This window comes from Funiculus sociatus GB2-C1, from assembly GCF_039962115.1.
GTDB lineage: Bacteria > Cyanobacteriota > Cyanobacteriia > Cyanobacteriales > FACHB-T130 > Funiculus > Funiculus sociatus.
Genome location: NZ_JAMPKJ010000028.1, coordinates 19,859 through 34,794, shown reverse-complemented (window position 1 = coordinate 34,794; position 14,936 = coordinate 19,859). Strand labels below are relative to the sequence as shown.

Annotated in this window: 8 protein-coding genes; 6 read left to right on the top strand and 2 right to left on the bottom strand. The window is 51.3% G+C overall.

Annotated features, from left to right (window positions below; translation table 11 throughout):
- Positions 1-3: 3 nt before the first annotated feature.
- A complete protein-coding gene (gene hisD / locus NDI42_RS14825; RefSeq protein WP_190458538.1) occupies positions 4-1,311 on the bottom strand; it encodes a histidinol dehydrogenase in 1,308 nt (435 codons plus the stop codon).
- Between the two features lie 204 nt (positions 1,312-1,515).
- Here hisD and rpsT point away from each other — a divergent pair, with 204 nt between their 5' ends.
- The 5 genes from rpsT to NDI42_RS14800 all read left to right on the top strand — a co-directional run bounded on the left by rpsT (position 1,516) and on the right by NDI42_RS14800 (position 12,888).
- Entirely contained in the window at positions 1,516-1,863 is a 348-nt protein-coding gene (rpsT, locus tag NDI42_RS14820; protein WP_190458536.1) for a 30S ribosomal protein S20, read from the top strand.
- 120 nt (positions 1,864-1,983) lie between these two features.
- Positions 1,984-2,775 (top strand): TatD family hydrolase, encoded by a 792-nt coding sequence (locus tag NDI42_RS14815; protein ID WP_190458577.1) that lies wholly within the window; start codon positions 1,984-1,986, stop codon positions 2,773-2,775.
- Between the two features lie 543 nt (positions 2,776-3,318).
- Entirely contained in the window at positions 3,319-6,639 is a 3,321-nt protein-coding gene (gene rpoB, locus NDI42_RS14810) for a DNA-directed RNA polymerase subunit beta (protein WP_190458534.1), read from the top strand.
- 126 nt (positions 6,640-6,765) lie between these two features.
- Positions 6,766-8,643, top strand: a complete 1,878-nt coding sequence (locus NDI42_RS14805) for a DNA-directed RNA polymerase subunit gamma (protein WP_190458532.1) — start codon at positions 6,766-6,768, stop codon at positions 8,641-8,643.
- A 162-nt stretch (positions 8,644-8,805) separates the two neighbouring features.
- On the top strand, positions 8,806-12,888 hold the full coding sequence (locus NDI42_RS14800; RefSeq protein ID WP_190458530.1) for a DNA-directed RNA polymerase subunit beta': 4,083 nt from the start codon (positions 8,806-8,808) through the stop codon (positions 12,886-12,888).
- A 129-nt stretch (positions 12,889-13,017) separates the two neighbouring features.
- On the opposite strand, the gene NDI42_RS14795 is transcribed toward NDI42_RS14800, so the two are convergent.
- Entirely contained in the window at positions 13,018-14,235 is a 1,218-nt protein-coding gene (locus NDI42_RS14795; protein WP_190458528.1) for an HhoA/HhoB/HtrA family serine endopeptidase, read from the bottom strand.
- Positions 14,236-14,435: 200 nt separating this feature from the next.
- On the opposite strand from NDI42_RS14795, the gene NDI42_RS14790 reads away from it, so the two are divergent.
- The gene (locus tag NDI42_RS14790) at positions 14,436-14,795 is read left to right on the top strand and encodes a metal-sensing transcriptional repressor (protein ID WP_190458527.1); all 360 of its coding nucleotides are present in this window, start codon (positions 14,436-14,438) and stop codon (positions 14,793-14,795) included.
- Positions 14,796-14,936 lie beyond the last annotated feature (141 nt).

The window sequence follows — 14,936 nt, the reverse complement described above, 5'->3', positions numbered from 1 at the left end:
TCCTTACTCATCAGTCGGCTTCTCTGTTCGCAGTCGCACCGAGTCAGCGTGGGAAGGCAGACCCTCAGCTTGAGCGAGAATCTGAATAGCGTTGCTAACCTTCTGGAGCGCTGTAGGAGAGTATTGTATCAGGCTGGAGTGTTTCATAAAGGTTTCTACTCCCAGCGCTGAGGCGTATCGGGCGGCGCCAGAGGTGGGCAAGGTGTGATTAGGCCCTGCCAAATAATCTCCCACGGCTTCCGGCGTTGAGTTACCCAGGAATATAGCACCAGCGTGGCGAATTTTTTCGAGTATTTCCCAAGGTTCTTGCACCTCAAGCTCTAGGTGTTCCGGGGCGAACTCATTGGAGAGTTCTGCGGCAACATTCAAGGAGTCAACTACAACAATTAAGCCGTAGTGCGCGATCGCTTTCTCTGTCAGTAGCCGTCGCGGATGATTCTCCAGCTGTCGCTCTACCTCTAACTGTACTTTCTTCGCCAGCCCTGCATCCGTTGTCACCAGAATTGCCGCTGCCATCGGGTCGTGTTCTGCCTGTGCCAACATATCTGCGGCTACGTATACCGGGTTGGCGGCCGCATCGGCAATCACCAGCACCTCCGAAGGGCCAGCCAGGGAGTCAATCCCCACTGTGCCATACACGAGTTTTTTCGCTAAGGTGACGTATATATTACCGGGGCCTGTAATGACATCTACCTTTGGGATAGTTTCAGTCCCATAGGCCAAAGCCGCGATCGCTTGTGCCCCCCCTACCCGATAAATTTCCTGTACGCCTGCTTCCTGAGCAGCCACCAGCACCGCCGCGTTAATGGTTTTCCCTTGCCCTGGTGGTGTCACCATCACAATTCGAGGGACACCAGCCACCTTGGCTGGAATGGCGTTCATCAACACCGTACTGGGATAGCTTGCCCTACCACCAGGAACGTAAAGTCCGGCCTTGTCTACAGGCGTGTAGCGCTTCCCTAGGACTATTTCATCCTCCCCGAATTGCACCCAAGATTTCGGGATGCGCTGTCGGTGGAACGCTTCTATTTGTTGACGTGCCAGCCCAATCGCGTCTAGTAACTCCTTGGACACCTGCTGATAGGCAGCATCGAGTTCTGAGCCACTGACTCGCAATTGTTCAGCCGTAAAACTTTGCCCGTCAAATTCAGCCGTGTAGTGCAGCAGGGCTTTGTCGCCTTGCCGTTTCACAGCCTGTAAGACTTCCCGAACAGTTGCCTCTTTGTGGACAATCTGATCGTCGTGTGTGCGATCGCAAATACGCCGCAGTTCAGTTTTTGCCTCAGCTACCTGAGTAATGATTCGCAGCATGGAGTCGGAATCACCATCTAGGAATTACCCGCACGAGTTCAGGTCAAACAGCATTCTCATCAATTCAGACGATCCGGCGATTCGCCTTTACTCGTTTCTATAGCTTAACTGGATTTTTCCAGGGATCGCTATACTATTTAGAGAGATGCTATATTAATCTATCTAGTTATCTTTCTTACCTGTACTAAAATTTCCCTCAAGACTGTGGCCAATACTAAGTCAGCTCTCAAGCGAGTCCAAATAGCCGAACGCAACCGTGTGCGTAATAAGACCTACAAATCAGCTGTGAAGACGCTGATGAAGAATTACATGAGTGCCGTTCAAACCTACGCAGCCAATCCGTCTCCGGAATTACTGCAAGAGGTTGAGAGCCGGATGTCAGCGGCTTACAGCAAAATTGACAAAGCGGTAAAGCGGGGAGTGTTGCATACCAACAACGGCTCTCGGAAAAAATCCCGTCTTGCCAAAGCTCTCAAACGGACACTTCCCCAAACCGAAACGGGAACAACAGCTTCAGATTCAGCGATGACTGAGGATACGGCTGATTCTTAGCTCTCAAGAGCTTGTTGTCAGTTGTCATTAGTCCTTAGTTCATAACACAGGCATCCCGCTTGTGTCCTTAGCCTTAACCAATGGCTAACGACTAACGATCAATAACTAATGACTCAACGTATGCAGTTGATCGACAGCCACGTTCATATAAACTTTGATGTTTTCCAGTCGGATCTGGAGGCATTACAAGAGCGCTGGCGGGAAGCGGGGGTGGTTCGGCTGGTGCATTCCTGCGTCGAGCCTGCTGAGTTTGCTAGTATTCAAATGCTAGCGAACCGCTTTCCCGAACTACACTTCGCCGTAGGGTTACATCCCCTAGATGCCGAAAAGTGGACATCAGAGACTGCCGAAGGAATTCGGTCGCTGGCGATTTCTGACAGCAGAGTTGTAGCAATTGGCGAAACTGGGCTAGATTTTTACAAAGCCCAAGATTGGGCGCAGCAAAAAATGGTATTTGAGGCGCAGCTATTGCTGGCCCATCAACTAGATTTGCCTGTAATTATCCACTGCCGCGATGCCGCCGTCGCGATGCGCGAACTATTGCAAGATTTCTGGAAAGGCATTGCTCCCGTGCGGGGTGTTATGCACTGCTGGGGAGGCACACCAGAAGAATCGCAATGGTTTTTGGATCTCGGCTTTTATATAAGCCTCAGCGGAATCGTGACATTTAAAAATGCCACACAGATTCAGGAATCGGCGAAAATTATCCCAAGCGATCGCCTCCTGATTGAAACCGACTGCCCCTTCCTCGCACCAGTTCCCAAGCGTGGCAAACGCAACGAGCCTGCCTATGTTCGCTATGTGGCAGAATGTCTAGCCTCGCTTCGGGGTGTCTCTCTAGAGACTATAGCAACGCAAACCACCGAAAATGCTTGTAAACTGTTTCGCCTTCCTGATGACTCAGCAAGGTAAAAGACACACATCACAGGAAGATTAAGAATTTCCGGTTGCCTGTTCCTGTTAACTTAGAATTATTAACCTAGTTAGCAGTAAAATGTCAACCAAAAAACTAAATCTGCGTCATAATATTTAATAGACCGGCTATGACCAAAATTCTTTCAGTAAAAGTGCGATCGCATCCTCAGCGTAATGAAGACACTTCAACCGCAAGCCCTACACCGTCCTTATATCAGGTAAAGAAGCACTAAATATTTTCTTTGAGCCTTCCTTTAAGACATTCCTGAGACGTTGCGGTACTGCCAACAGCGGTAGTTAACGTCTCAGGATATTATTGCGAATCGCTCGTCCTTAGTGTTAGAGAGAGATTCCATACCCCGTCATATTTGGCAGGATGCAGCATGAAGCCAGAAAAAAGAAGGCTCCAGCCAAAAACAAGAAGTTCCTGTATGGAAGCTTTTCTCATCCGCCCATACAACCTACGCTCTGTATGGGCAAAAAGCCATAGCCCTATTCTCCAAAATTGCTGAGGCCCGAATTGTTAGAGAGAGGAAACGCATGAATAGTCAGACCGAAACCACCGCCGCTTATATGTTGCCAGACCTGGTTGAAATCCAAAGAGCCAGCTTCCGCTGGTTTTTGGAAGAAGGTCTGATTGAAGAACTCGACTCCTTTAGTCCTATCACCGACTATACAGGCAAACTAGAGCTGCATTTCTTGGGCAAAAACTACAAACTCAAGAGGCCCAAGTACGATGTGGACGAGGCGAAGCGGCGGGATGCCAGCTACGCAGTGCAGATGTACGTCCCCACCAGGCTGATTAATAAAGAAGATGGAACCATCAAGGAACAAGATGTTTTCATCGGCGATTTGCCTTTGATGACAGACCGAGGCACCTTTATTATCAACGGTGCTGAGCGAGTCATCGTCAACCAGATTGTCCGCTCTCCCGGAGTTTATTACAAATCCGAGACAGACAAAAACGGTCGCCGCACCTACTCAGCTTCCTTGATTCCCAACCGGGGGGCGTGGCTGAAATTTGAGACAGATAAAAATGACCTAGTGTGGGTGCGAATTGACAAAACCCGCAAACTCTCGGCGCAGGTATTGCTGAAGTCGCTGGGACTTTCTGACACGGAAATTTTCGATGCCTTGCGCCACCCGGAATATTTCCATAAAACGATTGAGAAAGAAGGGCAATTCTCCGAAGAAGAAGCTCTGATGGAACTTTATCGCAAGCTGCGTCCGGGGGAACCACCCACCGTGTCCGGGGGACAGCAGTTATTGGAGTCGCGCTTTTTTGACCCGAAGCGGTATGACTTGGGTCGAGTGGGACGCTACAAGCTGAATAAGAAGTTGCGCCTGTCTGTGCCAGATACGATGCGGGTGCTTACTGCCACGGATATTTTGGCAGCAGTAGACTATTTGATAAATCTGGAATTTGACATCGGTCAGACGGATGATATTGACCACCTAGGAAATCGGCGGGTGCGCTCGGTGGGCGAACTGTTGCAGAACCAGGTACGGGTGGGCTTAAACCGTTTAGAGCGGATTATCCGGGAGCGGATGACGGTAAGCGATGCGGCTACCTTGACTCCGGCATCTTTGGTAAACCCGAAGCCTTTGGTGGCGGCGATTAAGGAATTTTTTGGGTCCTCGCAGTTGTCGCAGTTTATGGATCAGACGAATCCATTGGCGGAGCTGACCCACAAGCGGAGACTCTCGGCGCTTGGCCCTGGGGGACTGACGCGGGAACGGGCTGGTTTTGCGGTGCGAGATATTCACCCCAGTCACTACGGACGGATTTGCCCGATTGAAACACCAGAAGGCCCGAATGCGGGACTGATAGGTTCTTTGGCAACTCATGCGCGGGTGAATGCCTATGGGTTTATCGAGACACCCTTCTGGAAGTGTGATAAGGGGCGGGTGATGAAGGAAATTGCCCCTCAGTACATGACGGCGGATGAGGAGGATGATTTGCGAGTGGCACCGGGGGATATTCCGGTGAACGAGCAGGAGATGATTCAGGGCGAATTGGTGCCAGTGCGCTATCGTCAGGAATTCACCACCACAACGCCGGATCAGGTGGACTATGTGGCAGTGTCTCCGGTGCAGATTATTTCTGTGGCGACTTCGTTGATTCCGTTTTTGGAACACGATGATGCGAACCGGGCTTTGATGGGATCGAACATGCAGAGGCAGGCGGTGCCGTTGTTGCAACCAGAGCGTCCTTTAGTGGGGACTGGTTTGGAAGCGCAGGCGGCCCGGGACTCTGGGATGGTGATCGTGTGTCGCGATGAGGGGGAAGTTACTTATGTGGATGCGACGAAGATCAAGGTAAGGGCGCTGGATGGAAACTCTGAACCGACTGGGCCGGAGACTCTGTATGAGTTACAGAAGTATCAGCGTTCTAACCAGGATACGTGTCTGAATCAGCGACCCCTGGTGTATGAAGGCGATCACGTAGTTGCCGGACAGGTGATGGCAGACGGAAGCGCCACTGAGGGCGGAGAACTCGCTCTGGGGCAGAACATCTTGGTGGCTTATATGCCTTGGGAAGGGTATAACTACGAAGATGCTATCTTGATTAGCGAACGTCTAGTTTATGACGATGTGTATACTTCTATACACATTGAGAAGTACGAGATAGAAGCACGGCAAACCAAGCTGGGCCCGGAAGAGATTACGCGGGAGATTCCCAACGTCGGCGAAGATTCGCTGCGGCAACTTGACGAAACGGGGATTATCCGGATTGGTGCCTGGGTGGAAGCAGGGGATATTCTGGTAGGGAAGGTGACACCCAAGGGGGAATCTGACCAGCCGCCGGAAGAGAAGCTGCTGCGGGCAATCTTCGGAGAAAAGGCGCGGGACGTGCGGGACAATTCGCTGCGGGTGCCGAACGGAGAGAAAGGCCGCGTGGTGGACGTGCGAGTTTTCACCAGAGAGCAAGGTGACGAACTGCCGCCTGGGGCGAACATGGTGGTGCGTGTCTATGTGGCGCAGAAGCGGAAGATTCAGGTAGGTGACAAGATGGCAGGACGGCACGGGAATAAAGGCATTATTTCCCGCATCCTACCAGGGGAAGATATGCCTTACCTGCCGGATGGAACGCCTGTGGACATCGTGCTGAACCCTTTGGGAGTACCGAGCCGGATGAACGTGGGGCAGGTGTTTGAGTGCTTGCTGGGATGGGCTGGCGAGAACCTGGGAGTGCGCTTCAAGGTGACACCCTTTGACGAGATGCACGGAGCAGAGAAGAGCCGGGAGTCGGTACACGGGAAGCTAGAGGAAGGGAAGAAGAAGACGGGGAAAGATTGGCTGTTTACCAACGACTTAAATGCCGGGAAGATTCAGGTATTTGATGGGCGGACTGGAGAGCCATTCGACCGTCCGATAACGGTGGGCAAAGCTTATATGTTGAAGCTAGTTCACTTGGTGGACGATAAGATCCACGCTCGTTCCACAGGGCCGTACTCGTTGGTGACGCAGCAACCCTTGGGAGGGAAGGCGCAACAAGGAGGACAGCGATTTGGCGAGATGGAAGTGTGGGCGCTGGAGGCATTTGGCGCAGCTTACATCTTGCAGGAGTTGCTGACGGTGAAATCTGACGATATGCAGGGGCGGAATGAGGCGCTGAATGCGATCGTTAAGGGTAAGGCAATACCGCGACCAGGAACGCCCGAATCTTTCAAAGTGTTGATGCGAGAGCTGCAATCTCTGTGTTTAGATATCGCCGTCCACAAAGTAGAGACCACGGAAGACGGAACCACGGGCCACGTTGAGGTGGACTTGATGGCGGATGTGTCGAATCGGCGGACACCAACGCGACCGACTTATGAATCTCTGACCCGCGAAGAGCTAGAAGAAGACGAAGTGTAAAGAAGGTAAAAGGTAAAAGGTAAAAAAAGAAAAAATATTTCCTTTTTCTTGATTTTTTGCCTTTTGCCTTTTAACTTTTGACTTTTCTTTTTTGCCTTTTAACTTTTTACTTTTGACTTCTTTAGTATGAGAAATCAGCTAGAACAGCGGTTTGATTACGTAAAAATTGCTCTGGCATCGCCAAAGCGAATTCAGGAATGGGGACAAAGAACTCTACCTAATGGCCAAGCAGTAGGTGAAGTTACAAAACCCGAAACAATAAATTACCGGACGCTTAAACCAGAGATGGATGGTCTCTTTTGCGAGCGCATCTTTGGCCCAGCAAAAGATTGGGAGTGTCACTGCGGCAAATACAAGCGGGTGCGTCACAGAGGGATTGTCTGCGAACGCTGCGGTGTGGAAGTCACGGAATCGCGAGTGCGCCGTCATCGCATGGGCTATATAAAACTAGCCGCTCCCGTGGCACACGTCTGGTATCTCAAAGGTATTCCCAGCTATATGTCAATTCTGCTGGATATGCCCCTGCGGGATGTGGAGCAGATTGTCTATTTCAATGCCTATGTGGTGCTTAGCCCCGGCAATGCTGATAATCTGGCTTACAAGCAGTTGCTCACAGAAGACCAATGGCTGGAAATTGAGGAGCAGTTGTATAGCGAAGATTCTACCTTGCAAGGTGTGGAGGTGGGAATCGGAGCAGAAGCGCTGCAACGTCTCTTGCAGGACATTAACTTAGAAGCAGAGGCGGAGTCCCAAAGAAAGGAAATTGAGCAAGCCAAAGGTCAAAAGCGGGCAAAGCTGATTAAGCGCCTGCGGGTGATTGACAACTTCATCGCTACGGGATCAAAACCAGAGTGGATGGTGTTGACAATGATTCCGGTGATTCCGCCAGATTTGCGCCCAATGGTGCAGCTGGATGGGGGCAGGTTTGCTACTTCTGACTTGAATGACCTGTATCGGCGGGTGATTAACCGCAACAATCGTCTAGCTCGGTTGCAGGAAATTTTGGCACCAGAAATTATTGTCCGCAACGAAAAGCGGATGTTGCAAGAAGCGGTAGATGCTCTGATTGACAATGGTCGTCGGGGACGCACGGTGGTAGGAGCGAATAACCGACCCCTGAAGTCTCTATCGGACATTATTGAGGGTAAGCAGGGACGCTTCCGTCAAAACTTGTTGGGTAAGCGGGTAGATTACTCCGGGCGTTCCGTGATTGTGGTGGGGCCAAAGCTGAAAATTCACCAGTGCGGTTTGCCACGAGAAATGGCGATTGAGCTGTTCCAACCGTTTGTGATTCATCGACTGATTCGCGGCGGCTTGGTGAATAATATCAAGGCCGCTAAAAAGCTGATTCAGCGATCCGATGCGGCTATATGGGATGTGCTGGAAGACGTGATTGCGGGACACCCGGTGTTACTGAACCGCGCACCAACGCTTCACCGTCTGGGAATTCAAGCTTTTGAGCCGATTCTAGTAGAGGGTCGAGCTATTCAACTGCACCCGTTAGTATGTCCGGCGTTTAATGCGGACTTTGACGGCGACCAAATGGCGGTTCACGTGCCGCTTTCTCTGGAAGCTCAGGCAGAGGCGCGGTTACTGATGCTGGCATCTAATAACATTCTCTCACCAGCGACTGGACGACCGATTGTTACGCCGAGTCAGGACATGGTGTTGGGCTGCTATTACCTGACGGCGGAAAACCCGGCAGCAACCAAGGGGGCGGGATGTTACTTTGCCAGCTTGAATGATGCCCTCTTAGCCTATGAGCAGTCGGCGGTGGATTTGCACGCCTACATCTGGGTACGCTTTGACGGTGTGGTAGAAAATGATAAACCGGATTTGGAGCCGGAAAAGGTGGAAACCTTGGCTGATGGCACGGTGTGGAAAACCTACAAGTTCCGCCGCCTTCGTGAAGATAAGCAAGGGAATGTTTTGACTCAATACATTCGGACTACGCCTGGGCGGATTATCTACAACAAGACGGTTCAAGAAGCCTTAGCAGGCTAAGTAGATTTTGGATTTTGGATTGGTGTTGCTCACCAGGAAGTAAGAAATTGTAAGGGAAACTGAGTAACTTTTTAATCCAAAATCCGAAGTCTTTGCGCTGGCTTAATCATCAGAGGCGGAGAAACTCCAACCTCTGCAAAATCCATAAACTAAAATCCAAAAATGGCAGAGCAACCTGAAATCAAAAATATTTTTCACAACCGAATGGTTGATAAAGGGCAGCTGAAGAAGCTGGTTGCCTGGGCGTTTACCAACTATGGGTCAGCCCGGACATCACAAATGGCAGATCGGCTGAAAGATTTAGGCTTCCATTACGCAACCAAAGCGGGTGTTTCTATCAGCGTGGATGACTTGCAGGTACCGGATTCCAAGCGGGATCTGCTGGAAGCGGCTGAGACGGAAATTCGCGCTACAGAGGCCCGCTATGCGCGGGGAGAAATTACGGAAGTAGAGCGTTTCCAAAAGGTAATTGATACCTGGAACAGCACCTCTGAGTCACTAAAAGATGAGGTGGTTCGCAACTTCCGGAAGAAAGACCCCTTGAACTCCGTGTATATGATGGCGTTTTCTGGGGCGCGGGGAAATATTTCCCAGGTGCGCCAGTTGGTGGGGATGCGTGGTTTGATGGCAGACCCCCAAGGGGAAATTATTGACTTGCCGATTAAGACCAATTTCCGGGAAGGTCTGACGGTGACGGAATACATCATCTCTTCTTATGGAGCGCGGAAGGGATTGGTGGATACTGCTTTGCGGACGGCGGATTCTGGATATCTGACCCGACGCTTGGTGGATGTGTCCCAGGATGTGATTGTGCGGGAAGTGGACTGCGGCACCCCAAGGGGGGTGAAGGTTACGGCAATGACTTCGGGCGATCGCGTTTTGATTCCACTGGGCGACCGTCTTTTGGGCCGAGTTTTGGCAGAGGATGTGATTCACCCCACCACTGGAGAAGTGGTGATGACGAGAAATCAGCCGTTGTCAGAAGAATTGGCACAAGCAGTCGCGGCATCTGGGGTAGAAGAAGTGATCGTGCGATCGCCTCTGACTTGCGAAGCCGCGAGATCCGTCTGTCAGTCTTGTTACGGATGGAGTTTGGCCCACGGACACCCAGTAGATTTGGGAGAAGCAGTCGGGATTATTGCCGCCCAGAGTATCGGGGAACCGGGAACCCAGCTGACGATGCGGACGTTCCACACCGGAGGAGTATTTACCGGAGAGGTTGCCAGACAAGTGAGAGCGCCTTTTGATGGAAAGGTGCGTTTCAGCCGGGGGATGCGGACGCGCCCCTTAAGAACTCGGCACGGGGAAGATGCTCTGTTGGTGGAATCTAACAATGGCGCATTGGTATTGGAACCTGCTTCCGGAGGGGAAGCAACGACAATTCCTCTGACTCAGGCTTCAACCCTATACTGCAATACTGGAGACACAGTAAGCGAGGGAGTGCTATTGGCAGAGGTAGCAATTGTTGCCCCGACCAAGGCACACACGGAAAAAGCTGCCAAGGACGTAACTACCGACTTGGCGGGAGAAGTGAAATTTGAAGGATTGCTGCCAGAAGAGAAAACCGACCGTCAAGGGAACACTACCCGAATTGCAGCGCGGGGTGGTTTGTTGTGGATTCTCTCAGGGGAAGTTTACAACTTGCCGCCTGGGGCAGAAGCAGTAGTCCAGAATGGTACGATGGTGGAGCACCAAGACGTGCTAGCAGAAACCAAATTGGTGAGTGAGCATGGAGGAGTGGTGCGCCTGAAGGCGGAGACTGGAAGTTCTAGGGGTCGAGAGATTGAAATCATCACGGCTTCTGTACTGCTAGACCAAGCGCGGGTGCGGTCAGAAACGACCGCTGGGCGAGACCACTACACGATTTACACTGGCGAGTCACAGCGCTTTCAGTTGAAGGCGGCACCAGGGACGAAGGTGCAGAATCACGCGGTGGTTGCGGAGTTGATAGACGACCGCTATCGCACTACCACCGGGGGAATTATTAAATACGCTGGGGTGGAAGTTGCCAAAAAAGCAAAAGCCAAACTGGGGTACGAAGTCATCAAAGGCGGGACGCTGCTGTGGATACCGGAAGAGTCCCACGAGGTGAATAAGGATATTTCCTTGTTACAGGTTGAGGACGCTCAATATGTAGAAGTCGGGACTGAGGTAGTTAAAGATATCTTCTGTCAGACTTCGGGTCTGGTGGAAGTGACGCAGAAAAATGATATTCTGCGGGAGATTGTGATTAAGCCTGGGGATCTACATCTGGTGGACGACCCAGAGGCAGTGATGGGGAAAGACGCAACTCTGTTTTATCCCGGACAGGAAATAGTTCCTGGGCTGGTGACAAACGAACTTCGGTACATTGAATTTGTGGAGACTCCAGAGGGCCCAGCATTGTTGCTGCGTCCGGTGGTGGAGTTCCAAGTACCCGATGAACCAAGCGTACCTTCGCAAGCATCGCTTTCCAGCAAAGGACGATACACTATTGAGCTGCGCGCGGTGCAGCGGCTGCCATATAAAGATGGGGAGCGGGTAAAGTCAAAAGAAGCGCTGGAACTGTTGCGGACGCAGCTGGTGCTGGAAATTGGCGCTGGAGGCGAGCAAGATGGCTCAGCGGAAGGGGCGGGTTTGAAACCTGCGTCTATAGCGGGGCTGGAACTGCTGGCAGCGGATATTGAGTTGTTGCCAATCGACAGGACTGATGACTCCGGCGGGAGTTCTGAGCCAGAAGATTCAACTCAAAACTTAAGCCGAGAAACTCAAAACTATTCCGAGTATCGGTTGCAACTGCTGGTGTCTGAGACGCTGGTGATCCGGCGGGATACGGTGGCAGATCCTTTGAGCGGCAGCACGCACACCCGGATTATGGTGACGGATGGGCAGCAAATAGAGCCGGGGGCGGTTGTGGCGCGAACTGAGATTCAGTGCAAAGACGCAGGAGAAGTGCGCGGGATTCGTCCTGGGGATGCTGCGATTCGTCGGGTGCTGCTGATTCGGGATAGCGATCGCGTAACGATTGAAACATCAGGAGCGAAGCCTACCGTAAAGCCCGGATCGCTATTGGTGTCGGGGACTCCTCTTGCGCCGGGACTGCCAACACCGGAATCCGGTCAAGTGCTTTCAGTAACTGAGAATTCAGTAACTTTGCGTTTGGCGCGTCCTTACCGAGTGTCTTCGGGAGCTGTGCTGCACATTGACGATGGTGATTTGGTGCAGCGGGGGGATAACCTGGTGCTGCTGGTGTTTGAACGAGCCAAGACTGGGGATATCATCCAGGGTTTGCCCAGGATTGAGGAACTGCTAGAAGCTCGGAAACCGAAGGAGGCGTGTATTTTAACACGGCGATCGGGGACGACGCAGGTGGTTTATGGCTCCCAGCAGGAAGCTGAGGATATTAAGGTAGTCGAGGCGGATGGGGTAGTAGCTGACTACCCGCTAGGCCCTGGTCAGAACATGATTGTCGGTGACGGCATGAGTGTGGAGACAGCAGAAGCGCTGACTGATGGTCCTGCGAACCCGCACGAGATTCTGGAGATTTTCTTCGACCATTATCGCGAGACGATGGGCATCTATGAAGCAGCGCTAGGGGCATTGCAGAAAGTCCAGACCTTCCTGGTGAACGAGGTGCAGTCGGTGTATCAATCACAGGGGATTGATATTTCTGACAAGCATATTGAGGTGATAGTACGGCAGATGACCTCCAAGGTGCGGGTGGATGATGGTGGGGACACTATCATGCTGCCTGGGGAACTGGTGGAGTTGCGGCAGATAGAGCAAGTCAACGAAGCGATCGCCATCACCGGAGGAGCGCCAGCACAATACACGCCAATGTTGCTGGGGATTACCAAAGCTAGTTTGAACACAGACAGCTTTATCTCTGCGGCATCTTTCCAAGAGACGACGCGGGTGCTGACCGAGGCGGCGATCGAAGGTAAATCTGACTGGTTGCGCGGTCTCAAGGAGAACGTGATCATCGGACGACTGATTCCAGCCGGAACCGGGTTCAACGCCTTTGAGGAAGCAAACAACGAGACGGTTGACTTTACTGGGGCATTTGCAACCGGACTCGATGTTGAGGAAGACGCACTGGATGTGGTGCTGGATGACCGCACAGCACGCGCTTACAATCCCGGAATGGGATTTGAGGAACGACCCACTTACGGAATGGGAAGCGGCGCTTCCTTGTCTCCGGTTCTAGATGATGACGAACTCGTTGATGATGATGACGATGGCGACTTCGAGGATGACGAGGACTAAAGAAAGGGACTAGGGATGAGGGACTGGCATAAGTCTTGTCCAGTCCCCAGTACAGTACCCCGCAAAGGAAAGGGCGCACAAGCTAATTGTGCGCCCTTTCCTTTTACTTACCGAAGATGTTTGCCTTTTCTAAGATTGTTCTTGCAGTTCGCCAGTGCGGATGCCGATAGATGTAGTCTGTTTGCCGCGTTGCACTTTCATCTCTAGCATCTGACCGATGCCGCTACTATCTACGATGCGCTGTAACTCAGCGGCGGTTTCCACTGCTTGTCCGTCAATCTGGACAATCACATCCCCCCGACGCATTCCAGATGCTGCTGCTGGAGTATTTGGCAGAACTCGCACCACTAAAATGCCATTGATTTCCGGCACCTCAAAGGGAGCATTAGGGTCGCTGTTATTTTCAGCTGCTACTTCTGGTGTCAGGGTTGCCATCTGGATACCGAGATAGGGATGGGCAACTTTTTCCCCGCGTGCTAGTGCGCTGGAGATTACTTTAGCCTTATTGATGGGAATCGCAAAGCCAATACCCATTGCATCGGCGCGAATTGCCGTGTTAATGCCAATAACTTCGCCTTGCTGATTTAACAATGGCCCACCGGAGTTGCCGGGATTAATCGCTGCATCAGTTTGAATGAAGTCTATCCGTTTGTCGGGAATACCGACTTGGGCGCTGGAGCGTTTGAGGGTGCTGATAATTCCCAAGGTAACGGTATTATCCAATCCTAGAGGATTGCCGACTGCGATCGCCCAGTCTCCTACTTGCACCTCGTTAGAATCTCCTAGTGGTGCCACTGGCAAATCGCTGCTGTCATTGATCTTAATTACTGCCAAATCTGTCACCGGATCTGCACCTTGTACTTTTCCTTCCAAGGTACGTCCATCCTTGAGTCTCACAGTCACCTTATCAGCTCGATTCACTACATGGGAATTTGTTAGGATAATTCCGCTCTTGTCAATAATGAAACCAGAGCCTTGACCGCGCAGACGCTCTTGCATAGGGCCTCTTGGCAATTCTTCGCCAAAAAAACGCCGGAAGAAGGGATCATCAAATAATGGATCGAGGTTGCGGTTGACTGTACGCTCGGTATCAATCCTTACTACAGCTTTACCCACCCGATTCACCGCTGCGGTAACAAAACTGCCAGCAGCTGTTTCGGGAATTCTGGAGATAGTGCTTTGTGCAAGTAGCGCCGGTGCCTCCTGATATGATGAAAATTTCTTAGGAGCAACCCCGGCTTGAGATGGCAGGACGCGATAAACGCCAGATGTAAGAATGGCTCCTAAAAGGATGGAAAATAGATAGGTAGCGATTTGACGTGGAAATTGAGAAAATGGAAACTGCATAGCATCAATTTTTAGCTTTGTGATGGTCTAGGCGGCAACAATAAATAGCCCTACAGCTATTTTTACAGTGGAATTGGCTTTCCTCAGACGCGATCGCTGATGCGGTTTTCCCTACATCCCAAATTTCTTTAAACTACCAGAGGTACTGACCCTCAGATAGGTTAGATTATGTTATACAGATGCCTTATGGACGACTCTACATGATTGGATCGAACCCTAAACTTGACCAAACCTTTCCGATTCAGGATCATCCGCATACTCATGAGGATGAAGAGTCGCCCCATCATCACGTCCACAGCGAAGAATCACTGCGACGAGTAATTAACCGCCTATCTCGGATTGAAGGACACATCCGGGGCATTAAGACGATGGTACAGGAAAGCCGCCCCTGTCCTGATGTCCTCGTGCAGGTTGCTGCCGTGCGGGGTGCTTTGGATCGGGTGGCGCGGATGATTTTGGATGAGCATTTAACTGAGTGTATCGGTCGTGCTGCCAAAGAAGGCAATATTGAAGTTGAGATCGAAGAGTTAAAGGCTGCTTTAGATCGATTTCTGCCTTAATTTAAGAAATCAATCTCGACTCAGGGTGATGGCTGCATTGCGTTTTTCTCTATAGCTACTTGACAAAAAACCCTGTTCGCAGGGTTTTTTTGTATCAATGAAACTGCTATAGCGGTTCGCAGTTGAGTGGAATACAAACCT

Bases quoted from the DNA above. Each gene is read 5' to 3' on its own strand.
- hisD (WP_190458538.1), bottom strand. From the start codon at position 1,311: ATGCTGCGAATCATTACTCAGGTAGCTGAGGCAAAAACTGAACTGCGG.
- NDI42_RS14815 (WP_190458577.1), top strand. From the start codon at position 1,984: ATGCAGTTGATCGACAGCCACGTTCATATAAACTTTGATGTTTTCCAG.
- rpoB (WP_190458534.1), top strand. From the start codon at position 3,319: ATGAATAGTCAGACCGAAACCACCGCCGCTTATATGTTGCCAGACCTG.
- NDI42_RS14805 (WP_190458532.1), top strand. From the start codon at position 6,766: ATGAGAAATCAGCTAGAACAGCGGTTTGATTACGTAAAAATTGCTCTG.
- NDI42_RS14800 (WP_190458530.1), top strand. From the start codon at position 8,806: ATGGCAGAGCAACCTGAAATCAAAAATATTTTTCACAACCGAATGGTT.
- NDI42_RS14795 (WP_190458528.1), bottom strand. From the start codon at position 14,235: ATGCAGTTTCCATTTTCTCAATTTCCACGTCAAATCGCTACCTATCTA.
- NDI42_RS14790 (WP_190458527.1), top strand. From the start codon at position 14,436: ATGATTGGATCGAACCCTAAACTTGACCAAACCTTTCCGATTCAGGAT.